Source organism: Nocardiopsis coralliicola (assembly GCF_054779695.1).
Window position 1 is genome coordinate 1 of the sequence record NZ_BAAGXT010000041.1, and the last position, 19,721, is coordinate 19,721.

Sequence of the window (19,721 nt, forward strand, 5' to 3'; positions counted from 1 at the left end):
GCCGGCGGTAGGCCGCCAGGCCGGTGCCGGCGGTGTCCAGCACCGCGTCGAACCGCCCGAGCCGGCCCGGGCCGGCGCGGTGACGTGCGCACCCCGGGAGCGGCCCAGCTGCACGGGGGCGAAGCCGACCCCGCACGCCGCGCGGGCCGGCGAGGGGCCGGCACGGCGGCATCGCCGGCACCGGTCCAGTCTGATCTGCGCGGACGCGCCCCAGGCCGGCAGCGAGCGGCGGCCGCCAGGGCAGCGGATGCTCTCCCCCTGGACCGGCGGCCGGCCTGCTCGGCCGGGGCCGGAGTCAGGACTGGAGGCGGGGGGCGATGACCTGGTCGGTGAGGGCGGCGCGGATCTCGTCGTCGTCGCCGGCGTGGCCCGCGTGGCCGGTGATCCGGCGCAGCTCGGCCCGCACGGCGTCCACCACGGGGTCGCTCTGCACCACGGCGGCCAGCGGCGCTGGCTCCATCGCCTCCCGCCACTTGCGCAGATCGTCCAGCCGGTCGTGGGCGATCGCCTCGCGCGTCACGTGGAAGAGCGCATCGACGTTGCGCGGGTGCGCAGCGGGGTCCTCGTCCATCAGGTCGGCCTCCAGGATCAACTCGGTCGACGGCGCACGGTCGCTTCGGTCCGGGCGCAGGTGGTACACCTGCCAGACACGGCCGTTGGTCAGCAGCAGCCATTCGGCGCCCTCGCCGAGGGCGAGGCGCCGCGCCTGCTGCAGGTTGCGCGGATCCAGCTCCGCGCCGATGCGCTTGACCTCGACCGGCGCGAACAGGGCGCCGTCGAGCACGATCGCGTAGTCGATCGAGTCGCCGCCGGTGCGGTGCTCCGTAGTCAGTTCGCCGTACTTGCTGAAATTCAGTCCGTAGCTGAGGATGTCGGCGACCAGCAGCCGCGTGTCCCCGTCGTTGGCGTCGCGTTCCGCCAGCTCGGCGAGCGGGCCGGCGAACCGGTCGAGTGCCGCCCCCAAGCGGTTGCGTGCCGACCGCTCCCAGCCGTCGCCGGCCTCAAACTGGCCGGTCCTGCTCATGACCTGTGTCGATTCGGTGTCCATCGGTGATGTGGCGTCCGTTCCCGTGGCTCTCCCGTGTCCCGTGGCGTCCGCCCCGGGCCGTCCTGGGCACGCGGACGCGTGAGCGCGGAGCGCATCCGGCCAGGGGGTGGGGCGACCCCGCGATGCTACTCCTGTCCGCCCCCCGCCGTGCCGCCCAGGGTGCCTGCTGCTGCGGGGTTTCCGGGCCAAACCGGGCCCGTCCGCCGAGCCGGCCGGGCCGGTTGTCCACAGAATGCCGGCGGCCCCTTCGCCCGGGCCGGTCCGCGGCGCACCGTGGAAGCATGGTGCTGCGTACCGCTGACCTCACCGACCTCCTGGACACCGCCCGCGGCCAGTACGGCCTCGTCTCCCACCGCCAAGCCCGCGACCACGGCGTCGACGACACCGGCGTCCACCTGCTGCTGCGCCGCCGCGAATGGGCTGCCGCCCTCCCCGGCGTCTACGCCGTCCGCCCCGTGCTCGAGGGCGCCCGCCCCGATCCGCTCCGCCGCGCGGCCACCGCGGCCCGGCTCGCCGTGGGGCCGTCCGCCGTCGTGTGCGGCACCACAGCGGCCCGGATGTGGGGCATGCGCGGCCTGCCTCCGTGGGACGGCCGCACCGTCCACGTCAGCGTGCCCGCCGCGCTGCGCCCGCCTGCCCTGCCGGGTGTGCGCGCCCACCACTGGTCCGTCGCCCGCAGCGAAACCGCCGACCTCGCCGGAATCCGGCTCACCCGCCCCGACCGCACACTCCGGGACGCCGTCCTCGCCCTCGACCGGGCCACCGCCGTCTGCCTGATGGACTCCGCGGTCAGTGCCGGGCTGCTGCGCTGGCGCGAGCTCGACGCCCAGCCGGCCCTGTGCGGGCAGCGCCCGGGCGGTGCGGCGTCGCGCGGGTGGTGGCTGCTCGCCGATCCGCGGGCGCGCAGCCCAGAGGAGACGCGCATCCGCCTCGCCTGCGCCGATGCCGGCCTCTGCCCGGACGGCCTCTACCACCCCCTGCACCTGCCCGGCCAAGCCGTGCTGTTCGCGCCGCTGTGGTGGGCGTGCGGCGCAGTCGCCGACCCCTGCGGCTTCCTCGCGCCCGAGGAGCGCGCCCTCCTCGGGCGCGCCCGCCCGGACGTGCGCTTCGTCGAGTTCACCGCGGCCGACCTGATCGGCCCGGCCGGCATCGTGCGCGCCGCCGGCCGCGTCCTCGGGGCGGTCCCGGTGTGAGCGCCGGCGGAGCGGACGGCTGCCGGGCGGCAGCGGAGAGCTGGTAGAGAGGACGCGTGAGTATCGAGTCCATGCAGGACCTCTTGGCCGACTTCGCCGACCGCCGCGACTGGGAGCGCCACCACACGCCGAAGAACCTCGCGATGGCCCTCGCCGGCGAGGCCGGCGAGCTCGTCGCCGAGTTCCAGTGGCTCAGCGAGGAGGAGTCCGCCCGGGTGATGGCCGATCCGGCCAAGGCCGAGGCGGTCCGCTCCGAGATGGCCGACGTGCTGTCCTACCTGCTCCGCCTGGCCACCGTCCTCGACGTCGACATCGAGGCGGCACTGCGCGCCAAAACCGCTCTCAACGAGCACCGGTTCCCCGCGCCCCACCCCGCCTCCGCGGACGGCTGACCGGCTCCAGCGCCCCTGAGCGGTGTGCCGGAGCAGCCGCAGGGCGGGCGCGCGGCCCCGGCTGGCATCGGCGCAGGCACCGCGCTGCCTCAGGCCACCTCGGCGGCGGCAAGGATGTCGTCGAGCCCGTCCACGCCGTAGTTGTCCACCACCAGGACCTCGGATTCGGGCAGGAACCAGTAGCGCTGCTCGTAGGAGAGGACCCCGACGCTCCCGTCCTCCGCGGTGGGGTTCTCCTCGTCGAGGCAGAGTGACGGCCCGGCCAGGTAGGCCGCAGTCCGGTCGCCGAACGGCTGCGTGTCGTAGCTGCCGGGGCCGGCGCCGTCGGTGATGCTCGCCGCCTGGGTCGGCACGCCGGCGGGGCACGGCATCGGGTTGGTGGAGGGATCGTAGGGGACGGCGGGCCCGTCCGGGCTCAGCTCGGCGCCGTGCGAGGCCATCCCGATCCCTCCCGGGCCGAGCAGCTTCACGTGCGGGCACGCCCCCGGCGTGTCGTTGGTGTAGTCGACTTCGCCTTCGCACGCGGCCGGGTCGGGGATCAGCGCGGTCCACTCCTCCGCAGCAACCGGCGGGCCGCCCGGAGACCGGAAGTCCACCTCCGCGGTCCGCACCTCCCAGTCGTCGGGGATCTGCAGCCGGACGTTCCGGTAGGCCACGTCCTGCTGGGCAGCCCCTCCGCCGCCGTCCGCCGAGGACGGTTCCGCATCGGGGCTGCCGGAGGGGTCCCCCGACGCTGCCGCGGACCCCGCACCGCCCGGGCTCCCGCCGTCCTCGTCGGCCCCGAAGCCCGGTAGTGCGCCCGCGCCGGCGGCGGCAGCGCCCGCTCCGGCCGCGATCAGCAGCAGCACCGCGCCGGCGATCAGCAGGTTCCGCCGGCGTGTGGCCGGCTTCGCTCCCGCGCCCGGCTCGGGCGGAGGAGGCGGAGGCGGAGGCGTGCCCGCCGGGGGTGGCGGAGGCGGCGGGGGCGGCGCGGCCATGGGGGCTCCTCGGGGATGGTGCGTCGGAGACGCACGGCACAGATCCGGCGGTGGATTCTGCCAGACGCGCAGCGATCTTCCTCAGGCGCGCACCGCGGCTGTCCGGAGTCGGCCGGTTCGCTACGTTCGGGGGGCAATCCCCTGGGGCAGCGGCGCCGCGCCGCCGGTCCGGCGGTGGCCGCGCCGCTGCTCCCGCGCCCCGCCTCCCCCGAAAACCGCAGGAGTCCTCCCCCCATGCGCACGTCCGGCCTCGCCATCCTCGCTGTCCCCGCCCTGCTCGCGGCGACCGGCTGCGGAGCCGTCGCCTCCGCCCTCTCCCCGGGGCCGGATATCGAAGAAGTCGCTGATCTGGGAGCGCTCTGCTCCGACATCGGCGACGGCTGGGAGGACGCCGCTCCCTACGAGGGCGAGGGCCTGCACACCACGGCGATCTTCGAGGACTCCGAGGGCGCCGACGTCCAGCGCGGTGCGCCCGGGTTCGCGCCGGTCGCGCAGCACCCCGACGGGGACAGCGAGGACAGCCCGATCCACGGCTGGCGCTCGGAGGCCCTCGAAGACCAGGCGCTCCTGCTCTGCCTCACCGGCCACGGGCCGCAGGACGAGCTGCGCGAGTGCTCGTTCTCCGAGCGGGGCGGCGGAGGGGAGACGACCCTGCCGTTCCACAGCCAGAAGTTCACCCTGACGCTGTACGAGCTGTCCACCGGCGACGTCCTGCACGAGGGCGAGCTCGTCGGCGCCAACGGCCGCGGCACCGACGCCAGCGACGACTTCGAATGCCCGTCGTTCCTGCAGTACGAGGAGATGCCGACCGAACTGTACGCCTCCCTCAACGCCCAGCAGCTCCGCGAGGAGCTCGACCACATCGTGGAGTCGCCGGCCTGACCCCTCCGCCCGCCGTGCGCTGCCCATCAGGTCGAGACATGGCAGCTGTCATGCCCGCCGCCTGACAGCGGGGGGTGCTCGGCGGTGACATCGCCGTCTACCGCTGCGGACCGGCGCCGCGCGATCGTCGGAGCATGGGCAGCGACGACAGCGCGGTGGCGCAGCACACGGACAGCGGGCGGAGCGGGCCGGGCGGCGGAGACCTTCCTCCTCCGCCCGCCCGGCCGGCCGGACCCGGGGGCGTCCGGCCGCCGGTGCCGCCGCGGGCCGGCGGCCGGATCTGGGCCGCCGCCCTGGTGGTCGCGGTCCTCGCGGCAGCCGCGGCGTTCGCGGGTATGCCGTTCCGCCCGCCGCCCGAACCCGAGGTGCGCGGCAGCGGCCCCGCGGCGGAGGTGCTCGCCGAGCACCTCGCCGACCCGGGCCGCTACCAGGGGGCCGCCGCTTTCGCCCTCGACCCGGCGGGCGCGAGCACGGCCACCGCGGGCACGCGGGCCGGCGCGGGCGGCGGCGCCGTCGGAGCGGAGACGCCGTTCGAGTCCGGCTCGGTGTGGAAGGTGTTCACCGCGATGGTCCTCGCCGACATGGTGGAGCGCGGGGAGACCCGGCTCGACCGGCGGCTGGGCGAGGTGTTCCCGGACGCCGGCTTCGCGTCCGAGGAGACGGCGGACATCACGCTGGAGGAGCTGGCGACACACCGCTCCGGGCTCCCCAGCGCCGCCGGCGCATCGCCGGCCCGGGCCACGCTGGACTCCTTCCTTCTCGCCGACCCCTACCGCGCGCTGCCGCCCGTCGAGGATGCCCTCGCCGAGGTACAGCCGGCCGGCCGCGGCGAGTGGGCCTACTCCAACTTCGGATTCGCGGCCCTGGGCGCAGCGCTGGCCGCCGAATCCGGCACGCCCTACCCGGATCTGCTGCGGGAGCGGCTGCTCGACCCGCTCGGCATGGACGCCACCGTGATCGCCGGCGCGGATACCGCCGGCGTGCCCGAGGGCGCAGCCCTGCCGCACGCGCTCCCCGGGCGGACCGTCGAACCGTGGCGCAGCCCCGAGTACGCGCCGGCGGGCGTGGGCACCTGGACCACCCTCGCCGACATGGAGCGGTTCGCCTCCGCGGTCCTCGACGGCACCGCGCCGGGCCTGTCCGCCCTCGACCCGACCGGTCACGCCTCGCCCATCGGCGAGGACGGCGGGCACGGGCTGGCATGGCTGCTGGTGCCGGCCGAGGACGGGACCACCGCGGCCGTGCACGACGGCAGCACCTACGGCAGCTCCGCGTTCATCGCCATCGACCGCGAAGAGGGGCGCGCGGCCGCCGTGCTGGCCAACACCGGGATCTCGGGCATGCCGGGGGCGGTCAGCCAGGAGCTCGTCGGCATGGACGCCGCGGCCGGAGCGGACTCCGCCGGCGGGACCGGCTCCTCTGCGGCCTATCTCGCCATGACGGTTCCGGCCGCGGTGCTGCCGGCGCTGCTCGTGCTGGGCTTCGCGGTGCGCCGCAAGACGCTCGTCGGACAGCGCCGCATCGACCGCATGCGCATCCTCTCCCTGCCGCTGGGTGCCGCGGCCGTAGTCGCGGCGGCCCTGCCGTTCGGTGCGTGGTCGGTGCTCCCGCCCGCCGTCTGGGCCGCCGCGGTCGGCACCGTCGCCGGCTCCGCCCTGGTGCTCGCGTCGTACTGGCGCCGGGTCCCCTGGAACAACGCCCGGTGGCGCTGGCTCCACTACCCCTTCTTCGGGCTCTCCCTGCTGGCGTCGGCCGCCGTGCTGGCGCTCACCGCGACTGCCCTCGCCGCGGCACCCTGACCGCGCCCCCGGCGGGCGGACGGTCCGGAGCAGCCCCCGTGCTGCTCCGGACCGAGGCCGGCCTCCGCGCCGGTCTCAGGGCCGCGGCTCGGGCAGGCCCTGGCCGCAGGCCGCGCACTCGGCGCGGCGGCGGATCGCGTAGGCCGCGGTGGCGACGGCGAGCGCGGCGCCCCAGACCGGCATCGCGGCGAACGCGGCCGTGTGCAGGGCCTCCCCGCCGCCCATCAGGCGGGGGTCGCCGGTCAGGGTCATGTACCAGGCGACGCCCGCGGCCTTGCCGATGGCGATGAGCGCCGCCGCCACGACCGCCGCCGGCACCACGGCCAGGGAGACCGGCACGCGGCGCCCGGACAGCCCGGCCATCCAGCGCGGGAAGCGGACGCCCCACCCCGACACCAGTCCGGTCATCAGTACGGCGCCGGCGAGGCCGGCCAGGCCCAGCCCGATCCCGACGGCGACCGCGTCCGCACTGCGCAGTTCGGCGACATCGGCGGCGCTGAACCCGGGGAACACGCCGAAGATCCACGGCAGCCGGATCGCGGGGTAGACGAGCGAGGCGGCGACCGCGACGGTGACCGCGGTGCGCGCGGTGCGCAGCGCGCTCGCGCGTGCGGCCCGCTCCTCTTCCGGCGTCCGGCCGGGCAGACGTCCGCAGTCGGCGCAGGCGCCCCGCCCGCGCCGCAGCCCCACGACCGCCGCGGCGGCGAGCAGCGCCGACCAGACCAGCGCGTAGAGCTGGAACAGCATGTGCGGCTGGACCAGTTGCACGGCGAAGGCCGACGCCAGGTGCGGCTGCGCGGCGCCGAGCACGATGACCAGCGGCAGATAGCCGAGAGCCGACAGCAGCGACCCGTAGAGCAGGCCCCCTGCCGCCACCGCCGCCGCGGCGCCGGCGGCGGCCCCCGCACGGCGCAGCGCGCGGCGCGAGCCCCCCGCTGCCAGCACGGCCGAAGCCGCAGCGGCGACAGAACCGGTGACCAGCACGAACACCGTCCCCACCAGGGGGTCGGTGCCGTTGAAGAGCGCGCCGATCTGGAAGGGTTCGCGGTCGTCGAACGGCGTCGGGGTGGCGCCCGCGGCCCATCCGGCGGCCAGCGCGGCCGCGCCGAGCGACCAGGCGAGTGCGGCCGGAGCCGCCCAGCGCAGCATCCTGCGGTGCGGTGCGGGCGCACCGGGTGCACCGCGCTCGGCCGGCGGTGCGTCCGGCACCTCCAGCGGGTCATGGGTGTGCATGAGGGCTCCTTCCGGGACCGGCGGGGCGGCCCCGCCGTCACCCACGACGGTCCTCCTGCGCTGCGGCCGGCACCTCCCGGAGGAAGGGGAGTCCCGCGTGTGCGGCTCCCCCGTGCGAGGGACGTGCGCGGGGGAGCCGCCGTGGCACGATTTCCGGTGTGAGGCTCCTCAAGACCGCCGCCGCCCCGCTGCTCAGCGCGGACACCTACACGCGCTGGGTCTACCTGCTGCTCGGCGGCGTGCTCCTGGTCCCGTTCGCGATGGCCGTCCTGGTGCTGCTCACCATCGCCGCGCCGATGGACGCAGCGGAGGCGCAGTCCCCGTTCCGCGCCGGCCCCGCAGCGCTCGCTGCGGCAGCCCTCGGCTGCGGGCTCGCCTTCATCCCCGGGGTGTACACCCAGCTGGTGCACCTCGCGCGGCTGCTGGTCGGCGGCCCGCTCGCCGACCAGCCCGCGGTGCGCACGCCGGGCGCGGCCGCCCGGGCGCGGGCGGCCGCCTGGACCTTCCTGCATTTCACCGTCGGCCTCGCGGTCTGCCTGCTGACGATGGTGCTGCTCTCCGACGCGGCGACGCTGGCGCTCAACCCGCTCACCGGCCGCCCCGCCGGCGGGGAGCAGGGGGTCGCCGTGCTCCCGGTCGACTACGGCGTGCTCGGCGGCGCCGTGCTGCTCGACCCGCTGGTCGGAGCTGCCCTGGTCGCGGCGCTCGTCGCGGTGGTGGCCGCGGCCGGGGCCGGGGCGGCGCGCCTGGCGCCCGCACTGCTCGGCGCCTCGGCCGCCGACCGGCTGTCCGCGCTGCAGGACCGGGCCGATGAGCTGGCCGAGCGCAACCGGCTCGCCGCGGAACTGCACGACTCGATCGGGCACGCCCTGTCGGTGGTCTCCCTCCAGGCCGGTACGGCCGCCCGGCTGTTCGACGCCGACCCCGCGTTCGCCCGCGGAGCCCTCGACGCGATCGCGGAGCAGGCCCGCACCGCGACCGGGGAGCTCGACCACGTGCTGGGGCTGCTGCGCGAGGAGCGCGGCGGCGCACGCACGCCCCAGCGCGGGCTGGCCGACCTGGAACGGCTCGCCGAAGCGGGCCGCGCGGCCGGAACCCCGGTGGACTACACCGCCGACGGGCCGGTCGGCGGCGTGCCGGCGGTGCTGTCCCGGGAGCTCTACCGTGTTGCCCAGGAAGGGCTCACCAACGCCCTCAAGCACGGTGCGGACGGGGCGGCGGTGCAGATCCGGGTGGCGGTCGGCGGCGGGACGGCGCGGGTGGCGGTCGCCAACGCGGTCGGCGGGCGCGGGCGGGCCCGGGCGAAGCAGGGCGGGCGGGGGCTGGCCGGCGCTGCGGAGCGGGTCCGGCTGCTCGGCGGCACGCTCTGCTCCGGCGCCCGGGACGGGACCTGGACGCTGCGGGCGGAGGTCCCGCTTCCGGCGGCCACCGCCTCGGGCCGGACCGGCGGGGGAGTGGACGGGGCAGCCGAGGGTTCGGAAGCGGAGGACCGATGATCCGGGTCGCACTGGTCGACGACGAGGCACTGATCCGCGGCGGGCTTGCCGCGCTGGTCGGCGCCGAGGAGGACATGGCGGTGGTCGCCGAAGCCGACGACGGCGTCGGCGCCGTCGACCTGGTGCGCCGCACCCGGCCCGACGTGGTGCTGATGGACGTCCGCATGCCGCGCGTCGACGGCGTCCAGGCGACCGCCGACCTCGTCGGCACGCTCGACCGGCCGCCGAAGGTGGTCGTCGTGACCACCTTCGACAGCGACGACCACGTGTACGGCGCGCTGCGCGCCGGGGCCTCCGGGTTCCTGCTCAAGCGGAGCCGGCCGGAGGAGATCCTCGCCGCGATCCGCGTCGTGCACGGCGGCGACTCGCTGCTCTTCCCCGCCGCCATCCGCGGCCTCGCCGCCGCGCACGCATCCGGCGGCAGCCACGCGGCCCGCGCCGTGGCGAACCTGACCGGGCGCGAGGCCGACACCCTGACCCGGATGGCCCGCGGCCTCTCCAACGCCGAGATCGCCGCCGAGTCCTACGTCGGTGTGGAGACGGTGAAGACGCACGTCTCGAACATCCTCGCCAAGCTCGCTGTCCGGGACCGGACCCAAGCCGTCATCGCCGCCTACGACTCCGGCCTGGTCGCCCCGCGCTGACGTGCGGGGCGCCGCATGGTCGGACGGCGGCCAGGAAGGGGCCTCTGGCGGTCGTGTACGGAGCCGGGGTCAGGGATTCCGCGGAGACTGTGCGCCCCTCGTGCCGATTCGCCTCACGCACGAGAACGGAGACCGCGGCGAGGACATGGCCTTCCATCCGCGCGGCGACGGCCAGGTCAGTGAGGACGGCACGTGCAACCGAGCGATCTACCAGCATTGGAACGTCAGCAACGGCGGAATCTCCCCTTACCCCGTCCTCGGATGCGGCGGTGCGGACAGCGTGCTACTCCGAACGGGGCGTGATGCTGATGGGCCCGCTCGACACCACCCCGCGCCGCCCGTGCGGCGATGGGAAGCAGTGGCTGTACAGCTACGCGTCGGTCATGCCGAACGTCCGCGAGTCCTGCTTCTGGGCGGTGCTCCCGCGCAGTGACCGGCGCCGCCCCAGCGGGCGGGTTCATTGCGCGGGGCAGGGACGGATTCCGTTCCTGCCCGTGCCTCCGCGGCACGCGGCCTTCCTCTGCGCCGCACGGCCCTGAGCTGCCCGCCTACTGATCCGGCGCGGGGCCCGCGGGCTCGTGCGGGGACAGAACGCCGATGAGGCGTTCGCGCAGGCTGCGGGCGCGGTCGGCAAAGGTGCGCTGGGCCGCGATGTAGGCGGCCTTGCCCTCGGGGGTCTCGATGCGGACCGGCGGATAGCCGTAGTCGGCGAGGTCGTAGGGCGAGGCGCGCATATCCAGCGCGCGGACGTCCCGCGCCAGCTCGAAGCAGTCCGCCACCAGCTCCGACGGCACCAGCGGGCTCAGCTTGTAGGACCACTTGTACAGGTCCATGTTGGCGTGCAGGCAGCCCGGCTGGTCCATCGCCGGCTGGGACTCCCGCGTCGGGCGCAGCCGGTTGAGCGGGCGTGCTGCGTCGGTGAAGAACCGGTAGGCGTCGAAGTGCGAGCAGCGCACCGGGTGCGCCTCGACCACCGCGTCGGTGCCCTCCTGGCCCAGGCGCAGCGGTACCGAGGAATGCCGTACCTCGTCCTGTTCCAGCTTGTAGACCATGGCCCACTCGTGCAGCCCGAAGCAGCCCAGGTGCGCCGGGCGGCCCTGCACGGCGCGCAGCAGGCCCAGCACGAACCCGATCGTCGAGCCTTTCTTCGCGCGGAACGCCTCCGTGTCGAGGACCGCGCCGGCGGCGCCGTCGCGCTCCGGTGTCGCCGCGCGGTACCAGCGGCCGCCGTCGTCCGCCGGGTCGGCGCCCTCCAGCACGGCGCCGGCGCCGGGGTGCCACCGGCGCAGCTTCGCCGGCGCGTGGCTGTAGTAGGTGAACAGGAAGTCCTCGACCGGGTGGCGCTCTCCGGCGGCGCGGCGCCGGCGGTACGCCGCGGTGAGGGCGTCGGCCCTGGCCGCGTGCCGGTCCCGGCGTGCGCGCCAGTCCGCCGCACGGAGGACGGCCGCCTCCGCGGTGCCGTGGTCGAGTGCGCTGCTCATCGCCCCCGAGCCTATCCGCGCCGCCGCGCGCGGGACGCGCCCCGGTGCGCACCGGCCGACCGCCGCCCTGCTGCGCGGCGCCCTGGCGCGCCCCTCGCGGCGTTCTCTTCTCCGCGACGAGGCGAGGAGGGAGAGCGGGCCCGCCCCGGCTCGCTCGCCGGCCGTGCGGCGGGTGCACCGCCGGCACCGCTGGCGACGGGCGCCATCCGCCCGGCACGCCCTAGTTGGTGCTGTGCACCGGCAGATGGCGGCCGATGTAGCCGATGTAGATGCGGTTGGTGGTGCCGGGACCGAGATCGGGGAGGAAGTAGAGGCGGGGGCAGATGCCGTACTCGCCGTCCAGCCGGAAGTGGGCGTACATCGGCGCCTCGCCGCTCGGGTCGACCTCGGCGGGGACCGGGAAGATGCGCTTGTCGCTGAGCTTGTCGCGGCGGCGTACCGAATCGCTCTCGCCGGAGGCCAGCCGGCGGACCGGCACCGCCGCGTAGCCGTCCGGCGGCTGGCGCAGGTACTCGTGCAGCCCCAGGCCGGTACCGGGGTTCTCCAGCTGGTAGCGGGCGTAGTCGTCGAGCGCGCGCAGCGCTTCCCAGGTGCGCCGCGCCCACAGCCCCTCCTTGTTGCTGTCGGTGAGCTCGCGGACGGTGGACCGGTCGGCGAGCGTGAAGAACAGGTGCGGCAGCGCCGTGCCGTCGGTGATGCGGTCGAGCAGCTCCTCGACGGATTCCGGGACGCTGGAGAGGTGGTCGGCCGGCGGGCGCTCGCCGGCCAGCCGGTGGAGGCCCTCCTCGCGGAGCCGCCCGCGCAGCCAGGCGAGTTCGCCGCGCGCCGACTGCAGGGCGGAGCGTGCCGCGTCCACCTCCTCCTCGGTCTCCGACAGGTCCGCCCAGAGCCGATCGCGCTCCGCCTCGGCCGCCTCGGCCTGCTCGCCGAGCCGCCGGGCGCGGGCGCCCTGCCGCTCCGCCTCTGCGCCGAGCCGCCCGGCCTCGCGCGAGGCCGCGGCGAGCCGGCGGCGCAGCAGCGCGATGTGCGCTGCGGCCTCCGCGTCGGAGGTGGCCGGTGCGGACGGGCCGGTGTCGGGGCCGGCGGAACCGAGGAACGCGTCCAGCTCGGCCTCGTTGAGCAGGGCGTCGACCTGCTGGAGCTCGGCCGGCAGCGCCGCGGCCAGGGCGGTCTCCCGGATCGCGCGGGTGAGGGTGCGGGCGGCCCAGCCGTGCAGCCGGCCGTCGGGCCCCGAGGCGGCGGCGACCGTGCTGGGGCTCATCAGCGGGTGGCGGCGGGCGTCGTCAGCGGCGTCCCGCTGGACCCGGGGCAGGTAGGTGCGGATGCCGCCGCGCGGCACCCGCAGGTCGCGCGGGAGCAGCCCGTACAGGCGGTCGTGTGCGGCGCCGTCCAGGACGTAGCCGGTGTACATCCCCGCTGACCGGGACAGTGCGCTGGCGAGCGCCGCGCGCCAGTCGGAGACGGTGCCGCGGGCGGGGCGGCCGGCCACCACCAGGGCGAGCCGCCGGTCGGGATCGCGCACGGCGTCGGCCAGGCGGCGCACGGCGTCCTCGCTGCGGCCGCGCACGATGCGCGGTTCGCCGGAGACGGGGTGCCGTCCGTCGCGGCAGTCGAGCCGGGAGAGCAGGATCCGGACCGCCTCGGGCGGCGACGCCTCGATCCGCCCCGGTCCGCCGGCGGCGGGGTGGGCGGTCATGTCCGCCCAGAGGTGGCCGCCGGTGCGGTCGGTGCCGGTGGCGACGGTGACGGTGGTCCGCCAGCGCGCGTCCTGGCGCTCGGTCTCGGTGGTGAGCCGGAGCAGGGTGCGGGCGTCCTCGTCGCGGCGGATGACGGCCGCCCGGGCGCGGGAGGAGAGCTGGTAGCGGCCGGTCCGGGTGAAGTCGACCGCGGCGCCGGTGCTGCCGCGCCGGGACAGCCACTCCGACAGCGCCGCCGCAGCCTCGCGGGAGATGTCCGTGTCGAGTGCGGTGCTGGTGATGCTGCGGTACACGAGCGACACCCCGGTACGGCCTCCGCTCCCTCGGCGCTGCCCGCTACGGGCCTTCCCCCCACTGTGGCTCAACGACTGCGGCGGCACCAGCGCCGACGGCGGATCTGTGGACGCCCCTGGGCGGCCCTTTCGGTCCGAAACCGGACACACCTCTCGATCGCCTGCGTGCCGGTGCCCGGTGTGCGCAGCAGATCGGCCCGCGGCCGGGACCCATGCGGGCCGTTCCGGTGCCCGGCGCGGCGCAAGCCCGGCAGCGGCCGGGGCCCGCCGCGGCTCTGCCCGACCCCGGGCGCCGGCCCGGAGAATGCGCGTCGCGCCGCCTCCGCTGCCGCTGCTCTGCACGGCCGGCCGAGCCGGGATTCGCCCCGGACCGCCACGCAAGCCCGCAGTCCAGGCCCCGGGTCTGCCGGAGGCGGCCCGCCGCAGTGGGGGGCCCGGGCGTTCCGCCCTGCGGCGGGAGCCCGGTTCCTGCGCGGCCGCGCGCCGGCCGTGCCCGCCGCCGTGGTGCGGGTACCGCCTGGTCGGGGTGTGCGCTGTCCTGACCGGTGCGGGCAGGCCGCTGGGGCAGGGCCCTGGCGGCGTTCGGGCCTGGGCGGCATCCGGAGGGCGGGCCCGCCGGAGACGGCCGCCCCCGCGGTTGGCCGGGGCGGGGAGCCCGGTTCTGCGGCTGGGCCCCGTCCGCCGCGTTCTCCGCGGGGTGCGCGGCCCCGCTTGCGGATGGTCGGCCGCGGCGTCTGCGGTAGCCCCCGAGTGCCGTGCCCGGTGCGGTGCGGGTGCCGGCAGGGGGCCCGCGGTGTCCTGACCGGTGCGGACGGCCCGGGCTGGGCGGGCCCGTGCGGGGCGCCCGGGCCTCGGGCGTGTCGGGTGGGTGGCGGTGCCGCGAGCGGTGCCGGCGGTGCCCTCGCCGCACGGCCGACGAGGGAGTACAGGGCGGGTTCTCTCCTCTCGCGAGAGGAGAATGCGGCGGGGGCGTTCCAGGGCTCCGCGCGGCAGGACTGCTGTCCACCCGGCACGCCCCAGTGCTGCCGCGGTCGCACGTCCGCCGCCCCGGCCCGGCCGCGATACACCTCGGCCCGGCCCCGTCCCGCGGCCCGAAGACGGGCCGTCCGCGCGCCGGCGGCAGGAGCGCGGGCCGGCGCGCTGCCGGGCGAGCCGGGCCCTTCCGCGCCGGGGGTGGGCCGTGCCGCCCGCCTGCAGCCCGGTTCTGCCCGCCGCCGATCCCCGCCGCCGGTGGCCGTCCGGCTGCGGCCCTTGGGGCGGGGAGCCCGGGAAAGCAGCGGCGGGGCCGCCGTGCGCGGCGGCCCCGCCGGGGTGGACGGCGCCGGTCAGGCGCCGCGGGACGGGGTCAGCAGGTGCCGTCCCAGGTGCATTCGAGCGAGCCGCCCTCCTGCGCCGACATCGACGTGCGGGCGCCGGAGTCCGCGCTGGCGGAGGTGGCGGTGGTCCGGTCGAACTCGGCGAGGCGCACGGCGATGCTGTCCTGCACCTCCAGCGGCGCGCCGCCCGGCACGTCGTTGTTGACGATCGAGAAGGCGAGGCGCTCACCGTTCGCGCCGGTCACATACCCCGACAGCGCGCTCACCCCGGACAGCGTGCCGGTCTTGGCCGCGACGTTGCCCTCGGCGGCCGTTCCGCGCATCCGGTTGGTCAGCGTGCCGCCCACCATCCGGTCCGGGTCGCCGGCCACCGGCAGCGAGGCGGTCCACGCCTGTGCCCACGGCTCGTCCTCCACCGCCGCGAGGAGGTCGGCGAGGGTGTCGGCGGTCAGCTCGTTGGTCCGGGCCAGCCCCGATCCGTCGGTCTGGGCCACCGCGGAGGTGTCCAGGCCGATCGCCTTCAGCGCCGTCTGCGCCTCGGCCGCGCCCTGCTCCCAGCTGCCCGGCGCGCCCGCGGACTCCGCGGCCATCGCCTTCATCAGGATCTCTGCGTGGCCGTTGTTGGACAGCTTCATGAACGGCACCAGCAGCTCCGACAGCGGTTCCGAGGAGCGGTCGGCCACCTCGGCCGCGCCCTCCGGAGCGTCGCCGGCCACGACCTCGCCGGCCACGGCGACACCGTTGTCCTCCAGCGCCGACGCGAAGGCGCCGGCCGCGTGCAGGGCAGGGTCGTCCACCGTGCGCAGGTCCTCGTAGGCGTCCCCGCCCGCCGGCAACGTGCCGGAGACGGTGAACTCCTCGGTGCCCGCCGGACGGTCCACGCTCAGCGTGGGCTCGCCGCCGGCCGGGCCGGTCGACGCCTCGTCGACGACGGTCAGGTTCGGGCTCATCGGCGTGAGCCCGATGTCCAGCGGCTCGCCCTCGGCCGCACCCGGCTCGGCGCCGACCGTCACCGCGCCGGTGTCGTAGTCGTCGTTGGCCGACGCGGTGAGGGCCGCGATCTTGGCCGCGTAGTAGTACGGCTCGTCGGCCTCGTCCCAGTCCGGGTGGTAGCGCTCGGCGTCGAAGTAGCCGGTGTCGGCCACCAGGTCGCCGGAGACGCTGGTGACGCCGGCCGCCGCAACGTCGGCTGCGAGCGCGTCCAGCGCCTCCGCGGTCAGCGTCGGGTCGCCGCCGCCGGCCAGGTGCAGGTCGCCCTCGACGGTGCCGCCCTCCGGGGCGGAGTCCGCGGTGACGCCGGTGGTGAACCGGTGGTCGGGGCCGAGTACCTCCAGGGCGGCCGCCGAGGTCAGCAGTTTCATGTTGGACGCCGGAATGAGGCTGGTTGCGGCGTCGCGGTCGTACAGGGTGTCTCCGTTGTCGAGGCTGCGCACGACGACACCCGATACCGCGCCCTCCAGCGACGGGTCGTCGAGGAGGGCGTCGATGTCGGCGCGCAGGTCGTCGGCCCCGGCGGTGGACGCAGCGGCCGGTGCCGCAGGGCCGGCCAGCCCGGCGGCGAGCAGCAGTGCGGCACCCGCCGGCGCCGCGCGGATCGCGGCGGAGCGCCACGGTGGCCGCGCGGAGCCGGTGGGGGGATGCGCTAGCGGGGGACGGGCCATCGGTGGAGGTCCTCTCCAGTTCGCAGTCGTGCGGGAAGGCCGGGCGGCCGTCCCGGATCCGGCGTACCGTTGCACGCGGTACGTGCCGGAACGATAACGGGGCGCAGCGGTGCGGGGGAGGGGGTCCGGCCGCGGCGCGCCGGACCGCGCCCCGCGGGCCGGCGCGGACGCCGGCGGCAGAACGGCGGGCAGAGCGGGCCGGACGTCGCTGAACTGGCGCTCCGCCGGCCGTCCGGCTCCGCCGGGCGGCACAGTCTGCGCGAACACCTGGTGAGCGCCGCCGGTGTGACGCTAGTCTCATCGTGCGATCGGCCCCCGGATCGCCGGGGCCGTACGGGCCCCGACTCCTCGGCGCCCGGAGGCAGTTGTGACCGACCCGACCGACGACCGCGTCCGCACCGCCGGCGGCTGCCCCCTGCGCGACGGCGCGGTCCCCCTGCACGACCTCCAGGAGAGCGGGGTCGCCGGCGCCGAACTGTGGGAGCGGATGCGCGAGCAGTTCGGCGCCGTCGCCCCGGTGTGGATCGACCCGGGAATCCGCGGCTGGCTGCTGCTCGGCTACGAGGAGAACCTCGCGGTCATGCGGGACTGGTCGACGTACTCGCGGGACACCCGCAGGTGGCGGGAGATCCGCGAGGGCCGCCGGTCCACCGAGGGCCTGCGCCCGTCCATGGCCTACCGCGCCAACGCCCTCTACGCCGACGGCGCCGAGCACACCCGGCTGGCCGCGCCCATCCGGGCCTCGCTCGGCCGGGTCACCGAGGAGCGGCTGCGGGCCGACATCGTCGACGTCGCCGACCGGCTCATCGACGCGTTCTGCGCCCGCGGTAGCGCCGACCTCGTGGCCGAGTTCGCGATGCCGCTGCCCGCGCTGCTGGTCAACCGGCTCTTCGGCCTGGAGGACGCCTACGGGCACGTGCTCGGCGACATCAGCGCCGGCATCTGGAGCAACGACGCCGCCAGCGCCGTCGAGTGCGCGGCCCAGCTGCGCAGCTACTTCGGCGGCCTCGTGCAGCGCAAGCGGGCCGCGCCGGGCGACGACGTCACCTCGTGGATGATGGACCCCGCCCACGGCATGACCGACACCGAGACGGTCGACCAGCTCATCCTCATCGTCTCCGCCGGCCACCTGCCGACCGGCAACCTCCTCGGCAACGTGCTGCGCGCCCTGCTGGCGGAGCCGGAGACCGCGGCCGCGTTCGGCTCGGGCGGCCTGCCGCTGGAGGAGGTGGTCAACCACGTCATCTGGACGGAGCCGCCGATGCAGGCGCTCGCCGCCCGCTTCCCCACCCGCGACGTGGTCATCGGCGGAACCCCGGTGGGGGAGGGCGAGCCGCTGGTCATCGGCTTCGGTCCGGCCCACGCCGACCCGCGGCTGCGGCACGGGCGGGGCACCGCCACCGCCTCGGCGCTGCCCACCGGCCGCAACAGCGCCCACCTGATGTGGGGCGTGGGCGAGCACCGCTGCCCGGCCCGCGCGCTGGCCGAGCAGCTCGTCGCGGTCGGCGTCGAGCGCGCCCTGGAGCGGCTGCCCGGACTGCAGTGCGCCGTGCCGCTCGCCGAGCTGCGCTGGACACCGACGGTCTTCGGCCACGGCCTCTCCGCACTGCCGGTGGAGTTCACCCCGTCGGCGGCCCCGGACCGCACCCCGGTACCGAAGCCCAGGCCGGCCGCCGCGGCGGCCGGCCGCGGCGCCGACCGCGACGACGACCTCCTGTCCCGCCTCCTCCGCTGGTGGCAGGGGTCCGGCCGCCGCCGTGCCGGTCTCGACTGAGCGATCCAGGGCGTTCCCGCTCGGGTCCGTGCCGGCGGAGGCTGAGCCGACGTGCACCGGCCTCGGCCGGCCGCCGTATCCGGCCGCTCCGGCGCGGCCCGTGCCGGAACCGGCCCGCCACGGGCCCCCGCGGCCGCCCGGCCGCCCCGACTGCGGCGGTGCGGCAGCCCCCGGCGGTTGATCGGGTCGAATAGTCCACCACGGACAAAAGTCGAAGGATTCTTGGACATTCCAGCCGAGGATCGGGGGCCGTGCCGGCGCTAGCGTCGCTGCCATGCCGACACGTGCGTTCTGGCTGGCCGGGGAAGCCCGGACCGGCGACACCGAGATTCTGGTGACCAACCCCTACACCGGCGCCGCCGCCGGCAGCGCCGCGGTTCCCACCGCGGAGCAGATCGAGGAAGCCGTGCAGGCCGCGCACGGCGCAGCGGCCGCGTTCGCCGGGCAGCCCGCCTACCGGCGCGCCGATGCACTCGCCGAAGCCTCCCGCCGCATCGCCGAGCGGGCGGAGGAGTTCGCGCAGCTGATCACCGCCGAGAGCGGCAAGCCCATCGCCCAGGCGCGGGGCGAGGCCGGCCGCGCCGTCTCGGTGTTCCGGATCGCCGCCGAAGAGGCCCGCCGCGACGGGGGCGACCTGCAGCGGCTCGACACCGACGCCGGCGGCGAGGGCCGCATCGCGCTCGTCCGGCGCGTCCCCAAGGGCCCGGTGCTGGGCATCGCCCCGTTCAACTTCCCGCTCAACCTCGTCGCGCACAAGGTCGCGCCGGCGCTGGCGGTGGGCGCGCCGATCATCCTGAAGCCGGCGCCCGGCACCCCGCTCTCCGCGCTCCTGCTCGGCGAGGTGCTGGCCGGGTGCGGCTTCCCGACCGGGGCGTTCTCCGTCCTGCCCATGCCCAACGAGCGCGCGGCGCCGCTGATCACCGACGAGCGCCTGCCGGTGATCTCGTTCACCGGCGGCCAGTTCGGCTGGGAGCTGCAGCGCCGCGCCCCGCACAAGCACGTCACACTGGAGCTCGGCGGCAACGCGGCGGCGGTCGTCCTGCCCGACGCCGACCTCGACCGGGCCGCCGCCCGCATCGCGCAGTTCGGCAACAGCCAGGCCGGCCAGGTCTGCATCGGCGTGCAGCGGGTCATCGTCGACGCCGACGTCTACGACGCGTTCCTGCCGCGCCTGGTCGCGGAGGTCGAGGCGCTGGCCACCGGCGACCCGGCCGACCCGGCCGTCCAGGTGGGCCCGATGATCAACGAGGCCGCCGCAGAGCGGGTCGCCGACTGGGTCGCCGAGGCGGTCGACGGCGGCGCGAAGCTGCTCACCGGCGGTACCCGCGACGGCGCCACCGTCGCGCCCACCGTCCTCGCCGAGGCTCCGGCCGACGCGAAGGTGGTCCGCGACGAGGTCTTCGGACCGGTGCTCGTCGTGCAGCGCACCTCCGGCACCGGTGCCGCGTTCGCGGCGGTCAACGACTCCGACTTCGGCCTGCAGGCCGGCGTCTTCACCGCTGACCTGCAGACGGCCTTCCGCGCCCACCGCGAGCTGGAGGTGGGCGGCGTCGTCATCGGCGACGTGCCGACCTTCCGCGCCGACCAGATGCCCTACGGCGGGGTGAAGAAGTCCGGCGTCGGCAAGGAGGGCGTCCGCGCCGCGATGGACGACCTCACCTACGAGCGGGTGCTGGTCCTCACCGGCGTCCAGCTGTGAGGCCGCAGCCCTCCTGCTGACGCACCCCGGCGGCGGCCCGGCCCGATCGGCCGCAGCCGCCGCTCGGGCGTCCCCGGCGCCGGCGGCTCCGGGCCGGCCGCGGACCCCCGCCCGGCGCCGCGCCGTCGGGGACATG

14 protein-coding genes are annotated in these 19,721 nt (G+C 76.6%); 8 read left to right on the top strand and 6 right to left on the bottom strand.

The features are described from left to right. Positions 1-295 precede the first annotated feature (295 nt). Positions 296-1,024, bottom strand: a complete 729-nt coding sequence (locus ACYVGT_RS22145) for a hypothetical protein (protein WP_460861702.1) — start codon at positions 1,022-1,024, stop codon at positions 296-298. A gap of 305 nt (positions 1,025-1,329) precedes the next feature. On the opposite strand from ACYVGT_RS22145, the gene ACYVGT_RS22150 reads away from it, so the two are divergent. Both ACYVGT_RS22150 and ACYVGT_RS22155 read left to right on the top strand, forming a co-directional pair. Then, positions 1,330-2,241 (top strand): transcriptional regulator, encoded by a 912-nt coding sequence (locus ACYVGT_RS22150; RefSeq protein ID WP_460861705.1) that lies wholly within the window; start codon positions 1,330-1,332, stop codon positions 2,239-2,241. 71 nt (positions 2,242-2,312) lie between these two features. Next, the gene (locus ACYVGT_RS22155) at positions 2,313-2,633 is read left to right on the top strand and encodes a nucleotide pyrophosphohydrolase (protein WP_460861797.1); all 321 of its coding nucleotides are present in this window, start codon (positions 2,313-2,315) and stop codon (positions 2,631-2,633) included. A gap of 89 nt (positions 2,634-2,722) precedes the next feature. Here ACYVGT_RS22155 and ACYVGT_RS22160 read toward each other — a convergent pair whose 3' ends face one another. Next, positions 2,723-3,610, bottom strand: a complete 888-nt coding sequence (locus ACYVGT_RS22160; protein ID WP_460861707.1) for a hypothetical protein — start codon at positions 3,608-3,610, stop codon at positions 2,723-2,725. 234 nt (positions 3,611-3,844) lie between these two features. Here ACYVGT_RS22160 and ACYVGT_RS22165 point away from each other — a divergent pair, with 234 nt between their 5' ends. Together ACYVGT_RS22165 and ACYVGT_RS22170 are read left to right on the top strand one after the other, a co-directional pair. Continuing rightward, positions 3,845-4,492 (top strand): hypothetical protein, encoded by a 648-nt coding sequence (locus ACYVGT_RS22165; protein WP_460861709.1) that lies wholly within the window; start codon positions 3,845-3,847, stop codon positions 4,490-4,492. Positions 4,493-4,626: 134 nt separating this feature from the next. Further along, a complete protein-coding gene (locus ACYVGT_RS22170) occupies positions 4,627-6,291 on the top strand; it encodes a serine hydrolase domain-containing protein (protein ID WP_460861711.1) in 1,665 nt (554 codons plus the stop codon). A 75-nt stretch (positions 6,292-6,366) separates the two neighbouring features. Here the strand turns inward: ACYVGT_RS22170 and ACYVGT_RS22175 are convergent, their stop codons facing one another. Beyond that, entirely contained in the window at positions 6,367-7,524 is a 1,158-nt protein-coding gene (locus tag ACYVGT_RS22175; RefSeq protein ID WP_460861714.1) for a hypothetical protein, read from the bottom strand. A gap of 158 nt (positions 7,525-7,682) precedes the next feature. On the opposite strand from ACYVGT_RS22175, the gene ACYVGT_RS22180 reads away from it, so the two are divergent. After that, positions 7,683-9,020, top strand: coding sequence for a sensor histidine kinase (locus tag ACYVGT_RS22180; RefSeq protein WP_460861718.1), 1,338 nt, complete (start codon positions 7,683-7,685; stop codon positions 9,018-9,020). After that, the gene (locus tag ACYVGT_RS22185; protein ID WP_460861721.1) at positions 9,017-9,664 is read left to right on the top strand and encodes a response regulator; all 648 of its coding nucleotides are present in this window, start codon (positions 9,017-9,019) and stop codon (positions 9,662-9,664) included. The genes ACYVGT_RS22180 and ACYVGT_RS22185 overlap by 4 nt, the downstream gene beginning before the upstream one ends. Before the next feature lie 548 nt (positions 9,665-10,212). Here ACYVGT_RS22185 and ACYVGT_RS22190 read toward each other — a convergent pair. The 3 genes from ACYVGT_RS22190 to dacB all read right to left on the bottom strand — a co-directional run bounded on the left by ACYVGT_RS22190 (position 10,213) and on the right by dacB (position 16,112). Continuing rightward, positions 10,213-11,145 (bottom strand): 3-methyladenine DNA glycosylase, encoded by a 933-nt coding sequence (locus ACYVGT_RS22190; RefSeq protein ID WP_460861724.1) that lies wholly within the window; start codon positions 11,143-11,145, stop codon positions 10,213-10,215. A 220-nt stretch (positions 11,146-11,365) separates the two neighbouring features. After that, positions 11,366-13,144, bottom strand: a complete 1,779-nt coding sequence (locus tag ACYVGT_RS22195) for a hypothetical protein (RefSeq protein ID WP_460861726.1) — start codon at positions 13,142-13,144, stop codon at positions 11,366-11,368. A 1,336-nt stretch (positions 13,145-14,480) separates the two neighbouring features. Beyond that, the gene (gene dacB / locus ACYVGT_RS22200) at positions 14,481-16,112 is read right to left on the bottom strand and encodes a D-alanyl-D-alanine carboxypeptidase/D-alanyl-D-alanine endopeptidase (protein WP_460861729.1); all 1,632 of its coding nucleotides are present in this window, start codon (positions 16,110-16,112) and stop codon (positions 14,481-14,483) included. Positions 16,113-16,479: 367 nt separating this feature from the next. Between dacB and ACYVGT_RS22205 the strand changes: the two genes are divergently transcribed. Beyond that, positions 16,480-17,886 (top strand): cytochrome P450 family protein, encoded by a 1,407-nt coding sequence (locus ACYVGT_RS22205; protein ID WP_460861731.1) that lies wholly within the window; start codon positions 16,480-16,482, stop codon positions 17,884-17,886. A gap of 274 nt (positions 17,887-18,160) precedes the next feature. Then, positions 18,161-19,585, top strand: a complete 1,425-nt coding sequence (locus ACYVGT_RS22210; protein ID WP_460861734.1) for an aldehyde dehydrogenase family protein — start codon at positions 18,161-18,163, stop codon at positions 19,583-19,585. Positions 19,586-19,721: the final 136 nt, after the last annotated feature.